Origin of the sequence: Marinospirillum sp., assembly GCF_044810985.1 — a bacterium.
In the GTDB taxonomy this organism is placed as follows: Bacteria; Pseudomonadota; Gammaproteobacteria; order Pseudomonadales; family Halomonadaceae; genus Marinospirillum.
Genome location: NZ_CP085242.1, coordinates 2421036 through 2441799, shown reverse-complemented (window position 1 = coordinate 2441799; position 20764 = coordinate 2421036). Strand labels below are relative to the sequence as shown.

General features: G+C 52.7%; 19 protein-coding genes and 2 pseudogenes. 5 read left to right on the top strand and 16 right to left on the bottom strand.

The features are described 5' to 3' along the window. Positions 1–28: 28 nt before the first annotated feature. From lpxL to LG323_RS11510, 3 genes are all read right to left on the bottom strand, one after another. Positions 29–946 (bottom strand): LpxL/LpxP family Kdo(2)-lipid IV(A) lauroyl/palmitoleoyl acyltransferase, encoded by a 918-nt coding sequence (lpxL, locus tag LG323_RS11520; RefSeq protein WP_404416247.1) that lies wholly within the window; start codon positions 944–946, stop codon positions 29–31. Further along, entirely contained in the window at positions 946–2262 is a 1317-nt protein-coding gene (locus LG323_RS11515) for a TolC family outer membrane protein (RefSeq protein ID WP_404416244.1), read from the bottom strand. The genes lpxL and LG323_RS11515 overlap by 1 nt, the downstream gene beginning before the upstream one ends. A 128-nt stretch (positions 2263–2390) precedes the next feature. Continuing rightward, positions 2391–3125 carry a FadR/GntR family transcriptional regulator gene (locus tag LG323_RS11510; protein WP_404416241.1) on the bottom strand — a complete coding sequence of 245 codons (735 nt, stop codon included), beginning with the start codon at positions 3123–3125 and terminating at the stop codon, positions 2391–2393. Positions 3126–3310: 185 nt separating this feature from the next. Here LG323_RS11510 and LG323_RS11505 point away from each other — a divergent pair, with 185 nt between their 5' ends. The 3 genes from LG323_RS11505 (at position 3311) to LG323_RS11495 (ending at position 6532) form a co-directional block, all read left to right on the top strand. After that, positions 3311–3871 (top strand): hypothetical protein, encoded by a 561-nt coding sequence (locus LG323_RS11505; RefSeq protein WP_310697206.1) that lies wholly within the window; start codon positions 3311–3313, stop codon positions 3869–3871. Positions 3872–4169: 298 nt separating this feature from the next. Continuing rightward, a complete protein-coding gene (locus tag LG323_RS11500; protein WP_404416238.1) occupies positions 4170–5348 on the top strand; it encodes an acyl-CoA dehydrogenase in 1179 nt (392 codons plus the stop codon). A gap of 11 nt (positions 5349–5359) precedes the next feature. Further along, the gene (locus tag LG323_RS11495) at positions 5360–6532 is read left to right on the top strand and encodes a CaiB/BaiF CoA transferase family protein (RefSeq protein WP_404416235.1); all 1173 of its coding nucleotides are present in this window, start codon (positions 5360–5362) and stop codon (positions 6530–6532) included. 10 nt (positions 6533–6542) lie between these two features. On the opposite strand, the gene LG323_RS11490 is transcribed toward LG323_RS11495, so the two are convergent. From LG323_RS11490 to istA (LG323_RS11480), 3 genes and pseudogenes are all read right to left on the bottom strand, one after another. After that, complete coding sequence (locus tag LG323_RS11490; protein WP_404416232.1) at positions 6543–6701, bottom strand: hypothetical protein; 159 nt, start codon at positions 6699–6701, stop codon at positions 6543–6545. Positions 6702–7001: 300 nt separating this feature from the next. Then, the gene (gene istB / locus LG323_RS11485; protein ID WP_404416229.1) at positions 7002–7757 is read right to left on the bottom strand and encodes an IS21-like element helper ATPase IstB; all 756 of its coding nucleotides are present in this window, start codon (positions 7755–7757) and stop codon (positions 7002–7004) included. Positions 7758–7769: 12 nt separating this feature from the next. Further along, positions 7770–9029: pseudogene (istA, locus tag LG323_RS11480) on the bottom strand (IS21 family transposase); the annotation flags it as partial. Between the two features lie 140 nt (positions 9030–9169). Here istA (LG323_RS11480) and istA (LG323_RS11475) point away from each other — a divergent pair. Both istA (LG323_RS11475) and istB (LG323_RS11470) read left to right on the top strand, forming a co-directional pair. Next, the gene (istA, locus tag LG323_RS11475; RefSeq protein WP_404416226.1) at positions 9170–10687 is read left to right on the top strand and encodes an IS21 family transposase; all 1518 of its coding nucleotides are present in this window, start codon (positions 9170–9172) and stop codon (positions 10685–10687) included. Then, positions 10674–11414: an IS21-like element helper ATPase IstB gene (gene istB, locus LG323_RS11470; protein WP_114418945.1), complete on the top strand. Its 741-nt coding sequence runs from the start codon at positions 10674–10676 to the stop codon at positions 11412–11414. The genes istA (LG323_RS11475) and istB (LG323_RS11470) overlap by 14 nt, the downstream gene beginning before the upstream one ends. Positions 11415–11474: 60 nt before the next feature. On the opposite strand, the pseudogene LG323_RS11465 reads toward istB (LG323_RS11470), so the two are convergent. The 10 genes and pseudogenes from LG323_RS11465 to LG323_RS11420 form a co-directional block, all read right to left on the bottom strand. Beyond that, positions 11475–11753 (bottom strand): annotated as a pseudogene (locus LG323_RS11465) (helix-turn-helix domain-containing protein); the annotation flags it as partial. Between the two features lie 79 nt (positions 11754–11832). Then, entirely contained in the window at positions 11833–12846 is a 1014-nt protein-coding gene (locus LG323_RS11460; RefSeq protein ID WP_404416221.1) for a hypothetical protein, read from the bottom strand. A 51-nt stretch (positions 12847–12897) separates the two neighbouring features. Continuing rightward, positions 12898–13950 (bottom strand): FRG domain-containing protein, encoded by a 1053-nt coding sequence (locus LG323_RS11455; protein WP_404416218.1) that lies wholly within the window; start codon positions 13948–13950, stop codon positions 12898–12900. A gap of 299 nt (positions 13951–14249) precedes the next feature. After that, a complete protein-coding gene (locus LG323_RS11450) occupies positions 14250–14576 on the bottom strand; it encodes a type II toxin-antitoxin system HicB family antitoxin (protein ID WP_404416215.1) in 327 nt (108 codons plus the stop codon). Beyond that, complete coding sequence (locus tag LG323_RS11445) at positions 14569–14820, bottom strand: toxin HicA (RefSeq protein WP_404416212.1); 252 nt, start codon at positions 14818–14820, stop codon at positions 14569–14571. Before LG323_RS11445 ends, LG323_RS11450 begins: the two co-directional genes overlap by 8 nt. 166 nt (positions 14821–14986) lie before the next feature. Then, the gene (gabT, locus tag LG323_RS11440; protein ID WP_404416209.1) at positions 14987–16261 is read right to left on the bottom strand and encodes a 4-aminobutyrate--2-oxoglutarate transaminase; all 1275 of its coding nucleotides are present in this window, start codon (positions 16259–16261) and stop codon (positions 14987–14989) included. 102 nt (positions 16262–16363) lie between these two features. Next, complete coding sequence (locus LG323_RS11435; RefSeq protein ID WP_404416206.1) at positions 16364–17191, bottom strand: ABC transporter permease; 828 nt, start codon at positions 17189–17191, stop codon at positions 16364–16366. A gap of 4 nt (positions 17192–17195) precedes the next feature. After that, positions 17196–18452, bottom strand: a complete 1257-nt coding sequence (locus LG323_RS11430; protein ID WP_404416204.1) for an ABC transporter permease — start codon at positions 18450–18452, stop codon at positions 17196–17198. A gap of 38 nt (positions 18453–18490) precedes the next feature. Next, positions 18491–19546: an ABC transporter substrate-binding protein gene (locus tag LG323_RS11425; RefSeq protein ID WP_404416201.1), complete on the bottom strand. Its 1056-nt coding sequence runs from the start codon at positions 19544–19546 to the stop codon at positions 18491–18493. Then, positions 19543–20658 carry an ABC transporter ATP-binding protein gene (locus LG323_RS11420; RefSeq protein ID WP_310697279.1) on the bottom strand — a complete coding sequence of 372 codons (1116 nt, stop codon included), beginning with the start codon at positions 20656–20658 and terminating at the stop codon, positions 19543–19545. The genes LG323_RS11425 and LG323_RS11420 overlap by 4 nt, the downstream gene beginning before the upstream one ends. Positions 20659–20764: the final 106 nt, after the last annotated feature.

The following is a 20764-nucleotide window of genomic DNA, read 5'->3' as shown; positions in this document are numbered from 1 at the left end:
GTAGGAATCGCTTAGAGAGTGAGCTTCTTTAGTAGTAACTGGGGTCTTCAGGATCGGGTCGGGTTTTGAAACGCCGGTGCATCCACAGGTATTGTTCGGGGTGAATTCGGATCAGCTTTTCAATCACCTGATTTACCTGAGTGGCATCCGCCACATCATCTCCGGATGGGAAGTTTTCCAGAGGGGGTAAAAATTCCAGGGTGTAGGTGAAGTCGTCCTTGTTCCGGTGCACTCTGACTGGCACCACACTGCATCCAGTCATACGCACAATACGGGAGGTCATGGTGATACTGGCGGCCTGAACGCCAAAAAAGGGTGCAAAAACACTGACTTTACGGCCAAAATCCTGATCGGGTGTATACCAGACCACTTCGCCCTGCCTTAACCGCCTGACGGCTGTTTTTAAATCCCTGTAATTGATTTGCTGGCCAAAGTTGCGCTCTCTTCCTTTTTCAATAAAACGATTAAAAACCTTGTTTTTATGAGGCTTATAAAAGATATCGACTTTGTGAAAAGGGCTGTGCAAGGCACCGGCCAGATCCATCACAGAGAAATGAAAACCCATGACCAGAACACCTTTGCCTCTGGCTCTGGCTTGTTCAAAATGTTCCTTGCCCAGAAAGGTTAGTCTTTCCTGTAAAAAGTGTGTGTCCCTCACCAGAGAGGTGGCAATTTCCATAATACCTATGCCATTGGCCAGGAAAGTCTCTTTTACCAACTGCTTCTGCTCTTCAGGCGACTTTTCGGGAAAAGCCAGGCGAATATTAACCTCGGTAAAATGCCGCCTTTCTCGGGCAAAAGTCAGCGCCAGCTGGCCGATGCCCTTACCCAGAGCAATTTTTGCCTTCCAGGGCAGCCAGGCACAGATGTGCAAACCCCCGATACCCAGCCAGGTTGGCCAGTATCGGGGGTGCAGGGTGTTTTCGGGGTATTTTTTCTTAGCCATTAATTTTCAATTGATACCAACCAGTGGTTCAGTTCCCGCAGATCCGTTTCTTTCAGTTGACCGGCTGCCCGCAATAAACGCAATTGGTTAACCACATAATCATAACGGGCTGCGTCATAATCACGCTGAGCCGACCAGAGGGCACGCTCGGCATTGAGGACATCAACGATATTGCGGGTTCCCACTTCATACCCGGAGCGGGTGGCTTCCAGTGCGCTTTCTGCTGAGCGTATTGCCTGCTGACGTGCCTGCACGGTCAGCACGTTGGTGCTCACCTGGGTAAAAAGACTGCGGGTCTGCTGCAGGATCTGACGACGCGCCAGGTCACCGGAATAGCGGGCTTCTTCCAGAGCATAGCTACCTTCACGAACCTCGGCACTGGTGCGCCCACCACCGTAAATTTCAATATTGGCCCGCAAGCCAAACTCCGTGGTGGAGCCTTCAAGTGGGCGCCCCTGTTGGGGGCTGGTTTCAGGATCAGCAGACAAAACATCCGAGTAGTTTGCATAAGCCTCCACACTGGGCCAGTGGCCAGCGCGACGGCTTTTCAGGTTTTCTTCAGCGGCACTCAGCCTGGCCTCGGCCTGACGAAGTGCCTGGCTGTTTTCCAGAGCTAGAGCCGTCCAGGCCTGACGATCATTGGGTTCCGGCTGGGTCACGGGCATCTCGGCATCCAGCGTGGCGATGCGATCATAACGCTCACCCGTGATTTGTTCCAGGTCTTCATAACTGATCATCAGGGCACCTTCAGCACCGATTCTGGCTGCCTTGACGGAATCATAAGCAGCCTGTGCTTCCAGTACATCCGTAATGGCGATCAAACCGACTTCATGCTGTTCTCTGACCTGCTCCAGTTGCCGTTGAATGGCTCTTTCTTCAGCCTGCAGAGTGCGCAGGTTGTCTTCTGCACTCAGCACTGCAAAGTAGGCTTCAGATGTTCTTAGCAGGAGCTCCTGCTCAGCATCACGATACTGGGCCTCTGCTGCAACAAAGGACTGGTTGGCCGCTGAACGCCCATACCAGGCCTCGCCACTGAAAAGAACCTGCCGTGCTTCCAGGCTCAAGCCGGTTGTTGTCGTTGCATCAGCGTCTTCAGGTTTGCTGCGATTCCAACTGCCACCTGCAGTAATAGTCGGCAGGATGGCTGCATTGGCCTGACTGATCTGGGAGCGGGCCTGTTCCAGACGTGCTTTCTCCACCGCCAGCTGGGCATCCTGCTGGACAGCATCCTGATAAACGTCCACCAGGCTGGCCGCCTGTAATGTTGGTGCTAACAGCAAAGCCAGCATGCTGGCCAGAAAATTAGTGCGGTACATGAAATACACCCTTTGGCTCTTGAATAGGAACAAGCAGTGGCCCGGAACGGCCGTTAGACCGACAAGTCTATATCAGTCATACCAACCCGTCTAGTTTTGCATATTCTAATATACTCTTTTCGAAACTACTAGTTATCTTCCCGACTCAAAAGACTCCCCGTCAACTGCCCCTGCAGCTCCTGGTTAAACCTCTCGGCAGACAGCATGTGCTGATGCATCAGCTCTCTAACCGCCTCGCCGTCTTCCGCCTTGTAAGCAGCCAGAAGACGCCGATGGTAACTCAGGTTTTCTCTTGAAAATTCGACCTGTTCGGGCAGATGCACCTTTTGATAAATCACCAGATCCTTGATCAGATCATTCAGAAAACGACCAATAAAAGCCAACAGCGGGTCTGGGCAACGTTCGGCCAGAATCGAATGAAAGTCCAGTTCGGCAATGCGTTGCTGCAGACGCTCCTTGATGTCTGCAGGAGGCCGGGCGCAGCTTTCTGTCAGTTCTTCCATCAACTGCAAGTCTTCTGTGGTCAGCTTGCCGACAGCCAGAAAGGCCAGTTCAGGTTCCACCAGTTTGCGAAGTCGATAAATATCCGGCCCTGTCGGATGCTGGAAATGCAGGTAGTTACGCAGCAGCTGGGAAGCCAGGGGGTAGGGAACCTGGGCCAGAATCGCACCGCCGCCCGGCCCGGTCTTGAGACGGATAAGCCCTTGAACTTCAAGAGATTTGAGTGCCTCACGCACGGTCCCCTTGGAACACTCAAACAATTCCATCAAAGCTTTCTCGTTCGGCAGGCGGTCACCTGGTTGAATGTCTTTTACCACGACCCAGCGCTTTACAGACTCCACGATCTGATCCGATCGTTTCATTTTGCGCGGTGAGCTCAGTCCTTCAAACATCGTATTCATTATTGGACACCCGCTTCTTAAAACACGAATTATACCTATAAATAGAAAAGCTTGCCCAAGATCAAAACCCCGCCTTAAGTTGTAGATTTGTGCCTTGATTACCTGGGCCACTTGCATTAGCTTTGAGCTTTTTATGGAGAGGCATAATGGGACGCCAGTACATGACACTAGGCTATTACTCCGGCTTTGATGATTTCTTCAAAGCCAAGCTGGAAGTGATGGACTTCGAACAAAACCATGTTTGGGGTGATACCAAGCTAATTCGCTCTCTGGTCAAAGAACAAAAGCTGGACGATGAAAACGACCTGGAAAACCTGGCGCAGCTTCTGAAGGATGAAGGGCTGCTGAATTTTACCGGCCACCTGGTCAAAGGCCAGACCCTGGATCTGGCTTTGCGCCATTTTAAAAGCATCGAGTTACCACTGCGTGAAGATGAAAAGCGCTTTGCCACTGCCTGGGGCACTATTCACAAGCTTCCAGCGACCAGAGGCGGCAAGCTCAAGCGCCAGGTCAAGTTGCCCATCGGCACCTATGACGAAGGCACCAACATTCAGCAAATACTGCTCGACCTCAAACCAGCCTTCCCTCTGTTTGATATTGATATGGCCCTGGAAGAGGGTGTCAACAAGATGCTGCTGGTACGCCGTGAAGACAACCTCAGTGCGACCCAGGATCCAGCAGATACGGTTTCTCCAGCCCAGGAATGACAGCTCAGCCAGCCATCAGGTTCGGCTGGCCTGCTGATACACCGCAGGCAATGCACAGTCGTAGCGTTGCGCACCCCAAGCTCCAGATCACCCGTAGCACCTGATCCTCTTTACGTCTTGCTGCCGCCAAGCCAGCCCCCCTTCAAACCAGCAATGCCCATGATGTTGGCCACTGCATAAAGCGCTTTTTAGCCAGTGACTGGGCTTTTTTAACGCCTAAACTTGCTTTTTCCTATTTATTATAATAAATATATTGCCATGGGTTTTTTTCGTCCAACACTACCGAGGTAACCTGACCATGACTTCCTTTCAATGGCAAGATCCCTTCCTGCTTGAGCAGCAACTGACCGACGAGGAGCGTCAGGTTCGTGACGCCGCCTATTCTTATTGTCAGGACAAGCTGCAACCCCGTGTGCTCTCTGCTTTTCGTGAAGAACGCTTTGATCGTGAAATCATGACCGAAATGGGTGAAATGGGTCTGCTGGGCGCTACCGTTGCTGAGGAGTACGGCGGTGCCGGAATGGGTCATGTTGCCTATGGTCTGATTGCCCGGGAAGTGGAGCGGGTGGATTCCGGCTATCGTTCGGCCATGAGTGTGCAGTCTTCCCTGGTCATGTACCCGATAGAAGCCTATGGCACCGAAGAACAGAAGAAAAAATACCTGCCCAAACTGGCCACGGGTGAGTGGGTTGGCTGTTTCGGGTTGACCGAACCCAATGCCGGTTCCGATCCGGGCAGCATGGGCACCCGTGCGGAAAAAACCGAAGGTGGCTACCTGCTGACCGGCCAGAAGATGTGGATCACCAACAGCCCGATTGCTGATCTAGCTGTGGTCTGGGCCAAGTCCGCGGCTCATGATGGCAAGATCATGGGCTTTATTGTTGAGCGGGGGACAGAAGGCTTCAGCACACCCAAAATTGAAGGCAAACTGTCTCTGCGCGCTTCGATCACCGGCGAAATTGTGCTGGACAAGGCTTTTGTTCCCGAAGAAAACCTGTTGCCCAATGTCAGCGGCCTGAAAGGTCCTTTTGGCTGTTTGAACAAGGCACGCTTTGGGATTGCCTGGGGTGCCCTGGGTGCAGCTGAATTCTGCTGGCATGCCGCCCGCCAGTACACTCTGGATCGCAAGCAGTTCGGTCGTCCTTTGGCCCAGACCCAGCTGGTGCAACTCAAGCTCGCCAATATGCAGACGGAGATCTCTCTTGGCCTGCAGGCCGCTCTGCAGGTGGGTCGGTTGATGGATGCCGGAAACTGGGCACCGGAAATGGTTTCCCTGATCAAGCGCAACAACTGCGGCAAGTCCCTGGATGTGGCACGCACAGCGCGTGATATGCACGGTGGTAACGGCATTTCCGATGAGTACGGTGTGATTCGCCATATGGTCAACCTGGAAACCGTCAACACCTACGAAGGCACGCATGATGTTCATGCCCTGATCCTGGGGCGCGCTCAGACCGGCCTTCAGGCCTTTTTCTAAGGAGTTCGGCCATGCCTGCCAAGCCTCTGCAAGGAGTCCGTGTTCTGGATCTGTCACGGATTCTGGCCGGCCCCTGGTGCACCCAGCAACTGGCGGATCTGGGTGCTGAAGTCATTAAAATCGAACGCCCCGACCAGGGCGATGATACCCGCCACTGGGGGCCGCCCTGGCTGAAAAACAGTCAGGAAGCTGCCTACTATCTGTCCTGTAACCGCGGTAAAAAGTCCGTGGCAATGGATATTGCCAGTGAGGAAGGCCAGCAAACCCTGCTGGCTTTGCTGGATCACTGCGATGTGCTGGTGGAAAACTTCAAGGTGGGTGGTCTGAAAAAATACGGACTGGATTATGCCAGCCTGAAAGAGAAAAAGCCGGAGCTGATCTATTGTTCAATTACCGGATTCGGACAGGATGGCCCCTATGCCCAGCGGGCTGGTTATGACTTCATGATCCAGGGCATGGGCGGGCTGATGAGCTTGACCGGCCTGCCGGATGATCAGCCCGGTGGAGGCCCGGTCAAGGTAGGCGTGGCCTTTGCTGATGTCTTCACCGGCCTCTATGCCAGCAATGCCATTCTTGCCGCGCTTTTTCAGCGCCAGCAAAGCAGCCTGGGCACCCATATCGATCTGTCACTGCTGGATGTGCAGGTGGGTGTCCTGGCCAACCAGGGACTCAACTACCTGACATCCGGCCAGGTTCCGCAGCGTCTGGGCAATGCCCACCCCAATATCGTGCCCTACCAGGCTTTTGCCACGGCAGATGGGTACATGATTCTTGCGGTGGGAAATGACAGCCAGTTCCAGCGCTTCTGCCTGGAAATCGGTTGCCCGGAGTTGGCTGAAGATCAGCGTTTTGTCAGCAATCAGCAACGCGTCGCTCACCGTGAACAACTCTTGCCCCTGCTGGAGCCTCCACTGCAAGAGCGCAGCACGGCGCAATGGCTGGAAGACCTGGAAAAAATCGGGGTGCCCTGTGGCCCCATCAATAATCTTGAAGAAGTCTTTCAGGACCCACAGGTCAAGCATCGTGGCATGGAGTTGGAACTGCCTCACCCCCAGGCAGGCAAGGTAAAACTCATCAGCAACCCCATCCGTTTTGATGGTGAAGCGTTAAATTCCACTTCAGCGCCACCTCTACTCGGCGAGCATACCCAGGAAGTTTTAAAGGAGTTACTGAACCGGGAGTGATATCCAGGGATCACGCTTCACTACTGAATGAAACGCCCAGTGCGGATGATCTTGCCCCGCTAATCAGGTAGTGCAAGGCGTGTTCAAAAGTACCCGGTTGCAGCTGATCCTGATAATTAATCACCACCATGGCGGTCTGGTTGTAGTCGTAGTGTTTGAACTTGGGCATGAGAATGGACCGGTTGCTCAGGGATGCTTCATTTCAGCATAGCCAGGGAGGTTTTTCTACAGCCAGAGCCGCCAACACGCGCAGCTTTGAAGTGGAGGCAAAGCCGCAACGGAAAAGCCGTCGCCGTGCCTGCGATTGTTAGAAACCATTAGCCACCGACCTTGTTATACGCCATTGTTATAAATTCTTTAACTGGCTGCGTAAACCGCTGAAGGTTGCCACCCATTCCATTTCAAAGCTGCCACCCGGACCGCGGCAAAGCTGCCACCCCAGGTGATGCTCAATGCGGGGTTTTCATTGTTATTCCGAAGGTGGGTTTTCAGTCAACTTTTTTCGCTTTTTTCTCATTGATTCCCCTCTTAAATTGATCTTGTAGGCGTTGTGTACCAGTCGATCCAGGATCGCATCAGCCAGGGTGGCATCACCGATGACACCGTGCCATTCCTCAACGGGCAGCTGGCTTGTGGCGATAGTTGAACGTCGGCCTTGTCGATCCTCCATGACTTCCAACAGGTCCCGACGGTTTTCTGCGGTCATCTTCATGAGTCCCCAGTCGTCCAGAAGCAGCACATCAACCTTGGCCAGGTTGGCGAGCAGGCGGGGGTATTGACCATCACCCTTGGCTACGGATAGCTCGTGGAACAATCGGTTCAGGCGAACATACTGGGCGGTGTAGCCTTCTCGACAGGCTTTGTGTGCCAGAGCGCAAGCCAGCCAGGTTTTGCCCACACCGGTTGGCCCTGTGATCAGTAGATTCAGGTGCTCCTTGATCCACTGACAGCTCCCCAGGGATTGAATGAGTCCCTGGTCCAGCCCCCGCGGACTGCGATAGTCAATGTCCTCAAGGCTGGCCGTGTGCCGGAGTTTGGCTCGCCTTAATCGACTGCTCATGCGCCGGTTTTCTCGCTCGGTCATCTCTCGATCCACCAGTAGGCCCAGTCGCTCTTCAAAGCTCATTTGTTCGCTTTCAGGTGTGAGGGACAGGTCGGTTAGAGCCGCTGCCATGCCATTGAGTTTGAGGGCGTGGAGTTTGTCCAGAGTGGGGTGTTTTAACATGATGAAGATCCTTTAATGGTAGTAGGCAGGGCCACGAATATTGTCGTGCTGATCCGGTAGGGAGAGCTCTTCCTGGATGTCCAGCGGTTGCTCATCCAGCCGGTGCTTGAGGATGGATTCGATGCTTTTGTAGCGGTAGCTACCCAGCATCAGGGCTCTTTGGCAGGCTGACTCCAGCCGTTTCTCACTGTAGGCCTTGCCCAGCCTCAGGATCCCCAGACAGGCTCGGTAAGCTTGTTGAGGGTGCTTGCGATGCGCAAGCGCCTTGATAATCATCTGCTCGGTTGCCGGGCCCGTTTTCGCAGCCCATTTCACCAGTCGCTCGGGGGTCCATTCACCGGCCTGGCGGTGGGCTTCAGGCATGTGTGCGGTCACCGTGGTATGACGACCCTTATGGGCACTGCGCTGATGGCTGGCAACGCGCTGGCCTCGATAAAAGACCTCAAGGGTGTATTCAGTGACTCTCAGCTCCACCTCCTTTTTTACCAGGCTGCAAGGAACCGAGTAATAGTGCCCCTCAAAGGCTACGTGGTAGTCCATGTGGACTCGTGCCTTCTTCCACTGGGCATAGGTGTAGGGTTCCGCAGGCAGGGGCTGTAGAGCCGGACGATCGATGGTTTCAAAGTGCTCCTGGCGATTGCCAGGCAGTTTGCGGAAGGGGCGCTGATTCAGCAGGGTGAGCAGTTCGCGGATGGAAGCGTTTAACTGACCCAGAGAGAAGTGTTGTCGGTGTCGCAGGGCCGCCAGGATCCAGCGTTCAACGATCAGCACACCGCCTTCAGCTTTGGCCTTGTCGCGGGGTTTACGAACCCGTGCAGGCACAACCGAGACCCCATAATGGGAGACCATGTCCTGGTAGGTTGGGTTCAGATCGGGTTCATACCGGTGAGCCTTGGTGACACCGGATTTCAGATTGTCTGGAACCACGAGCTCAGGCACACCACCCAGGAACTCAAAGGCACGAATGTGAGAGTGGATCCAGTCTGGCAGCTTCTGCGACCAGGTGGCTTCAGCAAAGGTGTAATTGGATGCCCCCATGACCGCAACAAAAATCTGAGCTTCACGGATCTCGCCTGTGTTGGGATCAATGACGGGGGCTGTCTGACCTGCATAATCCACAAAGAGCTTTTCACCGGCTCGGTGATTCTGACGCATCACCAGATCCAACTTGCCTTGCCAGCTCCGATAGTGATCACAGAACCAGCTGTATTGATAACCCTCAGGATTGGCCGCACGGTACTCCTGCCACAGCAGGAAGAGGGTGGTTTTAGGGAATTTATGTTAATGGCCAACTAAACTGACCCGCTTCTGGCCATTAATTTTGACCCACCCCCAAGGTGGCTTTGGCCACCAAAACCAGTACCTTCCCTCAACGATGATGATTAAGGGGAAGGGTTTTGAAGGAGTGGGTTGTGATTCATAAAATCAAAGCACTACACGACAACGGCCAGGGTCTTTCCGTCCGAGCCATCAGTAAGCAGTTGTCCATCTCTCGCAATACCGTTCGCAAGTATCTGCGTCTATCGGAAGAAGCCATTCAAGGTCAGCAATCAGACCCCAGTCGCAGCAAAAAGCTGGATGATTACCGCAGTTATCTGGTGTACCTACTGGGTGAGTTCCCCAAGCTGAGTGCGGTGAAGGTTGCTCGTAAGCTGCGTACTAAATATGGCTCCATCCCTGCATCTGATCGAAGTTTGCGCCGTTATATTCAACAGCTGCGCCAGGAAGTGGCTGTAGCTCAGGTTCGCTACTTTGAACCCATTATTGATGATGTGGCCGGTGTTCAATGTCAGGTTGATCCCGGCGAGCTGCGAGGCGTTCGGGTCGGTGATCAGGAGGTCACCCTTCACTTTGTTGTCTTCGTGCTCTCTTTCTCGCGTCTGATGTATGTGGGCCTGAGCTTCCAGCCCCTTGATACCCAGGCCTTTATTCAACTGCATGATGAAGCCTTCCGGTATTTTGGCGGCATCACCGAAGAGTGTGTTTATGACCAGACCAAGCTGGTGGTGATCAAGGAGCAATACCGGGAAATCGAGGCCAACCAGCGCTTTTACCAGTATGCCACCACCGCAGGCTTTAGAATCCATGCCTGTGAAGGCTATGACCCCCAGAGCAAGGGCAAGGTGGAAGCTGGGGTCAAATACGTCAAGCAGGACTGCTTTTATGGCGAACACTTCACCTGTCAACAAGCCGTGAGAGACCATCTGCAAAACTGGCTGGATGAAGTGGCCAACCGTCGTGAGCATGGCACCACCGGCCAGATCCCCCACACCGTTTTTATGGCCGAAGAACGAACTCAGCTGAAGCCTTACCTGGCCCCCAGCAGTCTTCGTCAGCCTTCGGCGATTGAAACTCGTCGTGCGGATAAAACCGGTCTGATCAGCTACCAAGCCAATAAATACTCCGTGCCTCTGGCCTGGCAGCAATCTCAGGTCGGTGTAATGCAGCAGGAAGGCCGTCTGGTCATTACCGACCTAAACACTGGTGAGACCCTGGCCGAACATACCCTGTGCCTGGAAAAGGGGCGCATCATCAAGAACAACAACCACTACCGGGACAGGGAAGCTCGGGTGGCGCAGCTGGAGACCGAAATCAGTCAAATGCTGGGAAAGGCTCTGGGTCAGACACTCTGCCAGCAGATCAGGCGCTCAGAGCCTAGAGTCGTCAAGGATCAGCTGGTTGCCCTGAAATCCATCCTGGCTCACCTGGAGCCGGAAGATCGAAAGCTGCTTGTGCAGCTGGCCGAGCGGCCCGGCATTACCGCTGGCAAGATCAAACGCTACCTGGAGGCGGAACGTCAGGCGCGGAGCAAAGGGCGTTATCCAGATCACGGTCTGCCAGAGGCTACTTCGGCCAACCATGTAGACCTCTCGGCTTACCAGCGACTTGGCCAGTCCAGTGGCCAGGAGGTGACCCATGGGGCAGCTTGAACAAACCCGCGCCCGCTGCAAAAGCCTGAGGCTGACCTGGATGGCTCAACAGCTCCCTCAGCTGCTCGGTGAAGCTGAAAGTAATGACTGGTCTTATCTACAGTGTATCGACCACCTGATGGGCTATGAGCTGAAAGAACGCGATCAAAAACGCATCCAGCGTCACTTCAAACAAGCTCACTTCCCGATGGAAAAGCGCCTGGATGACTTCGACTATCGTCACCAGACCACCATCAATAAACGCCAGATCAGTGCGCTGCTGGACTTCAACTTCCTGGATCAGCGCCAGAACCTGGTGTTCATCGGGCCACCGGGAGTGGGCAAAACCCACCTGGCCATTGGCCTGGGCTACAAAGCCATCGAAGCCGGTTACAAGGTGCTGTTCAAAACGGCCATGACCCTGGTGGAAGAGCTGGAACTGGCTGAAAAACGCGGTGAACTGAAAAAGCGGATCAGCCTGCTGGCCAAAAACGACCTGCTGATCATTGATGAGCTGGGATACCTGCCCATGAGCCGCCAGTCCCGCTATAACCTCTTCCAACTGGTCAACAGCCTGTATGAGTACCGCTCCATCATCCTGACCACCAACAAGGACTTCACCGACTGGGGAGAGTTCTTCCATAACGACAATGTGGCCATACCCATCGTAGACCGGATTATCCATCACTCACACATCTTCATGCTGGGAGGAGAAAGCTATCGACTGAAAGAAAAGTTAACCAACTAACGCACCAGGTGGGTCAATTTTATTGGCCAAAGGTGGGTCAAAATAAATGGCCATTGACAATTTAAGCTCCTGATGGATCTGCTGCCAATCAGGTAGGCCTCTGGCCTGAGCAGGCAAGTCAGGCGCTGGAGGAAACAGCTTCTGCTCCAACCTGGACTCATCCATCTCAGCGGGCAAGGGCCAGTTCAGACCCGCTTCTGAAAAACGTCGCAGATACTCGCTCACAGTCGGGCGACTGATACCACAGGTTGCAGCAACCTGCCGGTTACTGAGCCCCCTGTCCCATTTGAGACGCAGGACTTCTTTAATCTTACGCATGGATAACCTCTTGGCTGGCATCTGCTCATCTCCGAATGAAATGAAGTCAGATTACCGGTTAGTTATCCCGCAGGGAGCATCAAAAAAGGGAGATTCAGGCTCACTGCTCAGGTGGCAGCTTTGCCGTGGAATCAGTGGCAGGCTTCGCGTGGAATGGGTGGCAGCTTTCGTCTGGAATCAGTGGCAGGCTTGGTCTGGAATACGCAACTGGCTCAAACTCCGCTTCCGAAGATACGGTAAACTCAACATCACCAGTACCGTAATGACCTATTGATGTTACATCTCGATAGTTTTTGGTGCCCTCTGGAATGTCCGACGGTTTGAGCTTTAAGAACAGCTTGACGTTCTTACCTTTGACTTCCATGCAAGCGATGTTCTGCGAGATTTTGTATGCAACGTAGAATTTTTTTGGAACTTCTTCAATTGATTCATCTAAGCCAATGATGAACTCTCGTATAATTGCAGTTAACTCTTGGATACCGTCGCTTTTTCCTTCAAGTCTTTCATCAAACGTATAGGTCGCTGTGGCGCGGGTTAGCGCTGCTTTTTTACCAGCCTCAACCATAACGGGATTTTTGTATCCATTTTCAGTGGTAGCCGTAGACGTTGATACTGCCGCTGATTTGGCAGCATGAAAAACCTCTTCAAGATAAAGTGAGTTATTGGAAAATAAGCGGTATTTCCATAGTTCAATATTTGCGCCCATTACCTGAACTGCATGCAAATCATATTTCTTATAGTTTGGGGCGATGCAAATAACCCTCACGTCAGACCAATCAACCTTTACGCCACTTCCCAGCCGCTTTTGTACCGCGATCTCAAAATCACCCTTGTGATCTTGAATCCAGTGCAAGTAGAAAAGGCTTTGATTAATTAGCTCAGATGATTCGACTTTTTTGTACTCGATAATCACCGGATTATCTTCTTCTGATAGAGCGAGACTATCAATTCGACCTGCATGCTGTGCACCAGTTGAAAACTCACTGGCAACAAATCTGCAATTGAAGACCGTTTCGAGGTTTTTCTCAATCAGAGACTGCAAATCCTTTTCCAAAGCAAAGTTTTTCTGCTCAACGGCAGATAACTTGTCTCCTGAAATATCGAAAATCGGCACTTGATGATTACTCCATTGTTTCTTTGGCTTCTAACATTTTTATTATACGTGTTAGCGATCAAAGTTCCGCTCTCGGAGCTCTTCGCAAACCCCGTCAATACTCGGAAACATTGAGCCAGCCGTAATCCCCATAAAACGCAAATCTGCCATTACAGCACTTCTCTCCCGAGCCGGAATGTCAATCGCCTGGAGAAACTTGATCCCGCTTTCTTTTTCCTTATCAAGGAGATAGGCTTCGATATCATATAAATTCGTTGCGGTCGTAGCTGCCTGTTGAGGCACCAGTCTTGGGTTGTCGATGGCAATGAAGTCCGACACCGATAAGTGAGGAAAAGCCGGATCAAGATTGTCTACTTGCCTGTAACGGGACTGCCATTCGCGATTGTCAAAAAGATAAATCCGAACCGACTCGTCACCAGAATAATCAATGGGGCGATCACGGAATGCAAAAAATGCTGCCACGAATGGAGAGTATGACCAATCTAATAGAGGTGTTGGATACCCATGGTGCTGTAACAGATTAAAAAAAGCGCCATTTTGTTCTGGAATAGTGAGGTCAAAAAAGTGGGAGGTAATGGCGCTGAGACGTTGATGCAGCTGCTTCACATCCCTCGAAGTGAACTCACTGATTCGATATCGTTCTCGACGATGGAACGAAGTACATAATCTCCAGGGCTTTTGCTGGCCACGGAACAGATATCCAGCTTCAGAAATATCGGAAACGTGGTTTTTAAATTCTGCCCACGACATCCATTGCCCCTTTATCTTGGAGCCTGCTTTCTGGTCGGGCCGCTTCAATTCTCCGGAAAACGTCACTCCAATATCTGTTTCGCCAACTACTGTTAGAGAATTACCGACTTGGCTAATCAGAGTTTTCGCCTTCTCTGAATGAGTAACGTCCTTTTGATAGAGATCTTGGATTTTATCCCAAGACGTTTGAAACCCTGTTCTCGGATCAATCGGAGCAGTAAGTGCGGTCACCGCTTGTTCTGATTTTTTGTCTTCTGTACCAAAGTAAGCGATGGTTCCGGGCAAACCACTTTCATTAGGATGCAGGTACGCGACACCCTCAAAATGATCGCCAACCTCATCAATGTTGATCATTATCCTTCCAGTAGTGTTCCCGGAATAGTTTCCTAACCACTGCCCTCTCATCAAACTCCCTCTATCTTCGTATAACGAGGCTGTAGAAAAACCTCAACCTCAAATTATTGATCATTTTTTGTACGAAAAATGGCGATTATACGTGAATTCTGGAGCACTTTTCATCACCAGAAACTCCAGAATTTACGTGTGAGCGCGAAAAACTCTCAAAAACTAAAATCGCTTAGGTTTTTCTACAGCCAGAACGCCTTGCGAAGGGGCGAAGTCGCAGCACTTTGTCCCGCTTGCGCAACTTGTGTTTAATGTAAGCGGCTGGCCACCAGCCTATTAAGGCTAACACCAGCTTCCGCAGCTTCCATTGCCAGGTGCCGATGCGTTTCTGGCGGCACACGCACCATAAACTTTCCACTGTATTTTTTTGTCGCCAGGGGCTCTGGCACCGACTCACCGTTTTCTTCCATGTCGCGGAGGCACTCCCTAACCAGGCTGCGAATACCAGATAACGCTCCTTCCTGAGTTTCTTCAAGCCAGCTGAGGCTCGGAAACTCCGCGCACATTCCGACATACTCCTGATCTTCCTCTGACCAGGTGACACGGTATGTGTAGCGATCAATAAATTTAGCCATTTTTCACCTCCAGCCGCTCGATAGCAGCGAGTACTTGCCGCACCTGATAAGGCTTGGCTTTACCTTTGGCATTTTGAATATTTACTCGCGGGTCGCCTTGCCACGGTGTTTTGTAAACACGATGACTGGAACCTGACTGACGAGCCTCTCCAAAATAAGTGTCACACACCTTGCATAAGTCATTGAACCTTATGCTTTTGGGATTGGCTCGCATTTTAGCGAGGATATCTTCTACATGTGCCATAGATAAACGATATCAATAATGATACCAAAAGAAAAGAGGGGCAAGGCCGGAAATGAGTGAAGTCATTTTTCGACGCGCATCCTGCGGTGGCGGTAAACCCGAGGCGGTTTAGCTGGCTATTATAAAGAAACTAAACGCCCCGAGCAGTTGAAAAAACCAGGAATTATCAGGCTAATTCCTGCATGCACTCACGGATAATCTTCAGGCCTTTCTGCAGCTGTTCATCGGGCACAGTCAGAGGCACCAGTATGCGTACCACATTGCCGTAGAGGCCACAGGAAAGCAGGATCAAACCTTTCTCACGAGCTTTAGCCAGAATCTTGCCGGGCATTTCACTGTCCGGTTTGCCATCCTCCTTGAAGAACTCCATGGCTATCATGGCACCCAGACCGCGCACATCACCAATACCTGGGAAGTCTTTAGCCAGGGCTGTCAGTTCAGAACGGATCGTTTCCCCAACCTGCTTGCTACGCTCCAGGAGTTTTTCTTCTTCAAAGGCTTCAAAAACACCCAAGGCAGCAGCACAGGCAATCGGGCTGCCGCCATAGGTGCCGCCCAAACCACCGGGGCTAATGGCATCCATGATTTCAGCCTTGCCGACCAGGCCTGACAGTGGGAAGCCACCGGCAATGGATTTGGCAAAAGTCGTAATGTCCGGCTCCACACCCATCTGCTCCATGGCAAAGAAGGTGCCTGTGCGACCAGCACCGGTTTGCACTTCATCCGCAATCAACAGGATGCCGTGCTGATCACAGAGTTTGCGCAAACCGGCCATGAACTCTTTGGGAGCGACATAAAAGCCCCCTTCACCCTGCACAGGTTCCAGAATAATCGCGGCAATATCCTTGGGCTCGGCATCAAACTTGAAAATACGCTCAATGGAAGCCAAAGCATCTTCAGTGGATACGCCATGCTGCTCACAAGGGTAAAGAGCGCGGAAAACATCACCCGGCATCAGACCCATGCCGGAAGCATAGGGAGCCACCTTGCCGTTCAAGGCCAGAGTCGCCAGAGTACGGCCATGATAAGCAGCACCAAAGGCAATCACCCCGGTACGCCCGGTATGCGCACGAGCCACTTTAACCGCATTTTCAACGGCTTCCGCGCCTGAGGTAAACAGAGCAGTTTTCTTGGGGCCATCGCCAACGGCCAACTCATTGACCTTCTCACAAACTTCCACATAGGGCTCATAGCCCATGACCATAAAACAGGTATGCGACAGCTTATCCAGTTGCTCAGCCACCTTGGCCTTGACCTTGGGATGCAGGTGCCCGGTATTGAGAACCGCAATCCCCCCGGCAAAATCAATATATTCACGCCCTTCGACATCTTTTACTGTGGCATTTTCTGCCGAATCCAAAAAAATCGGATGAACCAGACCCACACCCGCGGCTACGGCCTGGTTTTTACGCTCAATCAAAGCTGCATTGGTTTTGCTCATTTCCACTACTCCACTCGGGCTGTTTTTGACTAGACTTCTACTTGACCCCTTCAGGCAAGGTAGCACCTGGAAGGGGGCCTTGACCACCCACAAAGAAGGCTTCTAGATTTCCGCCTTGAAACGCTCATTGCGCCTTCTCAGCAATTCCATCACCAGTAGCAGCACCACGGCCAGAGCGATCAACAAACTGGCCATGGCCGCAATGGCCGGACTGATGTTTTCCCGAATACCCGAGAACATCTGAATGGGCAGGGTTCTTTCCGATGGGCTGGCAATAAACAGGGCCACAACCACCTCATCAAAGGAAGTGGCAAAAGCAAACAGGCCACCGGAGGCCACACCCGGCAGGATCTGCGGCAGTACCACCTTGAAAAAAACCATCAGGGGATTGGCTCCCAAACTAGCCCCTGCGCGCACCTGATTAAAATCAAAACCCTGAAGGGTGGCATTCACGGTAATCACCACAAAAGGCACCCCCAGTACGGTGTGTGCCAGAATCAAACCGGCATAGGAATTGAGCAAACCCACCTGGGCAAAAAAGAAATACATGCCCACAGCCACAATCACCAAAGGCACCACCATCGGGGAAATCAGCAGGGCCAGAATCACCCCTTTGCCCGGAAAGTCGGCCCGGTTCAGGCCCACGGCAGCCAGGGTGCCCAGAATCATGGAGAGTAAAGTGGCAAAAGGGGCCACCACCAGACTGTTTTTCAAAGAGGCCAGCCAGGGGCCATCCGGGTTGAAAATTTCCTGATACCAGCGCAGCGAGAAACCATCCAGCGGATAGGTCAGAAAACTGCCGCCGTTAAAGGACAGGGGCACGATGATCAATACCGGCAACATCAAAAAGAGCAGCACCAGGCCACTGAAAATCCTCAGAAACCAGTACCAGAATTTTTCCAGCGGGGAAGCATAGGGTTGCAAAGCCATTCGCTTAACTCCTTACCAGCTGTTTCTGGTTGACCAGACGGTGGTACACCAGATAAAGCAACAGGGTCACCACCAGCAACAAGCTGCCCAGAGCTGCGGCCATGCCCCAATTATTGGTGGTGTTGGTGTAGTAGGCCACGTAGTAGCTGACCATTTGATCCGAAGCACCCCCGACCAACGCAGGGGTGATGTAGTAGCCCAGGGCCATAATGAATACCAACAGGGCACCGGCCGCGACGCCGGAAACTGTCTGGGGTACGTAGACTTTCCAGAAGGCGGCAAAAGGATGGGCACCCAGAGAAATGGCCGCTCGCTGATAGCTGGGCGAGATCCCTTTCATCACGCTGTAAAGCGGCAGAATCATGAAGGGCAGTAGAATATGCACCATCGCCACCAGCACCCCAAAGCGGTTGAATACCAGTTGCAGGGGTTCATCCAGAATCCCCAGCCCCATCAGCCCGGTATTGATGACACCGCCCGTTTGCAAAAGCACGATCCAGGATGCCGTTCGCACCAGCAATGAAGTCCAGAAGGGAAGCAGAACAAAGATCATCAGCAGGTTGCTGGTGCCTACCGGCAAGGTGGCCAGCAAGTAGGCCAGGGGAAAGCCCAACAGCAAGCACAGCAGTGTCACGCTTCCGGCAATGATCAGGGTGCGTTGAAAGACAGCACGATACACCTGCTGCTCCTCAGCCACGGCCTGAATTTCTCCCTGGGCACTGCGCTCCATATCCACAGAGGCCAACAGATAACGAGCCGTCACGGGTGAAGCGGCCCGCTGGATCGCCTGCCAGGTTTGCACCTCGCCCCAGGCCGGGTCAATTTCCGGCAAAAGGGTTCTCCAGCCGCTTGTCCCGGCCTCATCAGGCAGCTTGCGCAGGGTTCGCATCAAGAGACCCCGAAAACCCGGATCTTCATAATTCAGACGACGCCCCACCTGACCCAGACCGCCCTCTTTACGGGAAGCCTGCAATTCCTTCGCAAAAGCCGCCATAACGTTTTCCGATGGCAGCCCCTGGCCATCCCACTGCAAAATCCCGGTCGCCGTGGTCGGCATCACCTCCATCAGCTCGGTGTTGTCCACACTCTTCCATAACATGGTGGAAATCGGCTGCACAAACACCAGCAGCAGAAACAAAACCAAAGGCAGCACCAGGGCAAAGGCCTTGAATTTTTTCAGCCGCTCAGCATGACGTAACTGACGCTTCAGTTCACGACCCGACACGGGTGATGGATTTGCAGCAGGCATAACCTGGGGCATGATCGTCTCCCTATTACTTGCGATGCATTCAATCCGCTTTAAAGCCTTGAAGCCCAGGCATTAAAACGCTGCTCAAGCTCTTCGCCATAATCCACCCAGAACCCGGTGTCCATGGCCAGTGCACCTTCGAGATTGGCATCCGCTGTGGGCATACGTGCGGCCTGCTTGTCGCTGAGTTGTGAGATGGCTTCAGGGTTAACCGGGCCATAGGGGATCTCTGCCGAGTAAACAGCCTGGTTGTCTGCCTGGCTGGCAAACTTGATGAAGTCATAGGCGGTATCGACCTGCTCACTGCCGGAAACGATGGCCCAGTAGTCCAGATCATAAATGCTGCCTTTCCAGGCAATCTGAAGGTTCTGGCCTTCTTCCTGAGCTGCGGCAATACGCCCGTTGTAGGAGGAGGACATAACCACATCGCCAGCGACCAGCCACTGGGGAGGTTGCGCACCGGCTTCCCACCACTGGATGTGATCCTTGAGTTTGTCCAGCATGGCAAAAGCACGATCCACACCGGTCGGGGTTCTCAAGACGTCATAGACTTCATCCGCAGGCACACCATCCGCCATCAGGGCAAATTCCAGCGTGTATTTGGCACCCTTGCGCAGGCCGCGTTTTCCGGGAAAATCCTCCACATTCCAGAAGTCAGCCCAGGTTTGTGGGGCTTTATCCAGGCGGTCGGCGTTATAAGCCATGACGGTTGACCAGACGAAAGTGCCCACACCACATTCTTCCACTGCAGAGTCGATCAGCTGGTTCTTGAGCCCGAGGCGTTCCCAGTCAATGATTTCAAACATGCCCTCAAAGCAGCCGCGAATCAGCTCGGGGGATTCCACTTCCACCAGATCCCAGCTGACATTGCCGGTTTCCACCATGGCACGGATACGGGAGAGCCCACCGTTATAGTCCCCCGGAACCAGATCAACCTGGGTCTGGTCATCAAAAGGCTCATAGTAGGCTTTTTGCATGGCATCACCGGAAGCACCACCAAAGGAAATCACGGTAAAAGCCTGGGCGGTTGAAGCCAGCAACAAACCCGAACCCAGGATTCCCGCTCTCAGCCAGGTGGTTTTTTTCTTAATATTCAGCATTTTCATACCTCTCTCTTCACGTGGTTATCTAAAGCACGAACATCATCATTGCGCCAGCCCAGTTGCACCTCTGCCCCCACCTGCAGGTCTGAAGCAAAATCAGTGACGGGCACCCTGGCCACAAACTGGTCATTACCCGCAACCGAGCAACGCACCCGCAGGTGATCACCCAAATAAATGAATTCCTCAATGCGACCGGTCACCTGATTGGCGAGGCCCTTGGAAGCTCCATTCAGCTGCACTCTTTCCGGTCGGATGGAGAGACTGGTCGGAGCCCCTTTTTCCCGCACATTAACGACCCTGGCTCCAGTGCTGAGTCCCTGACCAAAGCTGACCTGGCAGTAATCACCCTCAAGGGACTCAATGCGTCCATCGAAGGTGTTGTTCTCACCGATGAACTGGGCCACAAAAGCATTGGCGGGTTTTTCATAAAGGTTCTGGGGAGTGTCAATCTGCTGAATCACGCCATCATTGAAGACCGCCACCCGATCCGACATGGTCAGAGCTTCACTTTGGTCGTGAGTAACAAAAACCACCGTCAGACCCAGCTGCTCATGCAAATGCTTGATTTCCAGTTGCATCTGCTCACGAAGCTGTTTATCCAGTGCGCCCAGGGGTTCATCCATCAACACCAGCCGTGGCTCGAAAACCAGGGCACGAGCCAGGGCAACCCGCTGCTGCTGACCCCCTGACAACTGCGCAGGACGACGCTTGGCAAATTCACCCAGCTGGATTTTGTCCAGAATCCGTTTTACTCTCTGATCAGCTTCCGCTTTAGGCACCTTGCGGGCACTCAGGGGAAAGCGCAGATTTTCTTCCACGGTCATATGCGGAAACAGAGCATAATTCTGAAACACCATGCCCAGGTTGCGTTTGTGAGGGGGTTGGGTATTCAAGCGTTCTTCAGCCAGGTAAATATCCCCGGAGGTGGGGGTCTCAAAACCGGCCAGCATCATTAAACAGGTGGTTTTACCTGAACCGGAAGGACCCAGAAGAGTGACAAACTCGCCCTGACCAATGGACAGATTCAGATCCTTGACCACCAGGTTTTCACCATCAAAGGTTTTTTGCACCCCACAAAACCTCACCAGAGGATCCTTGTTTGAAGCGGCAGACATAGATCTTCCTCCTAACCAGAAAAGCCGGGCGGCGTTAAATAAAATTGACACTCATAACCCTAAAGGTCTGCTTTTTGCTTGCAATCAGCTTGTACAACCTTAATTT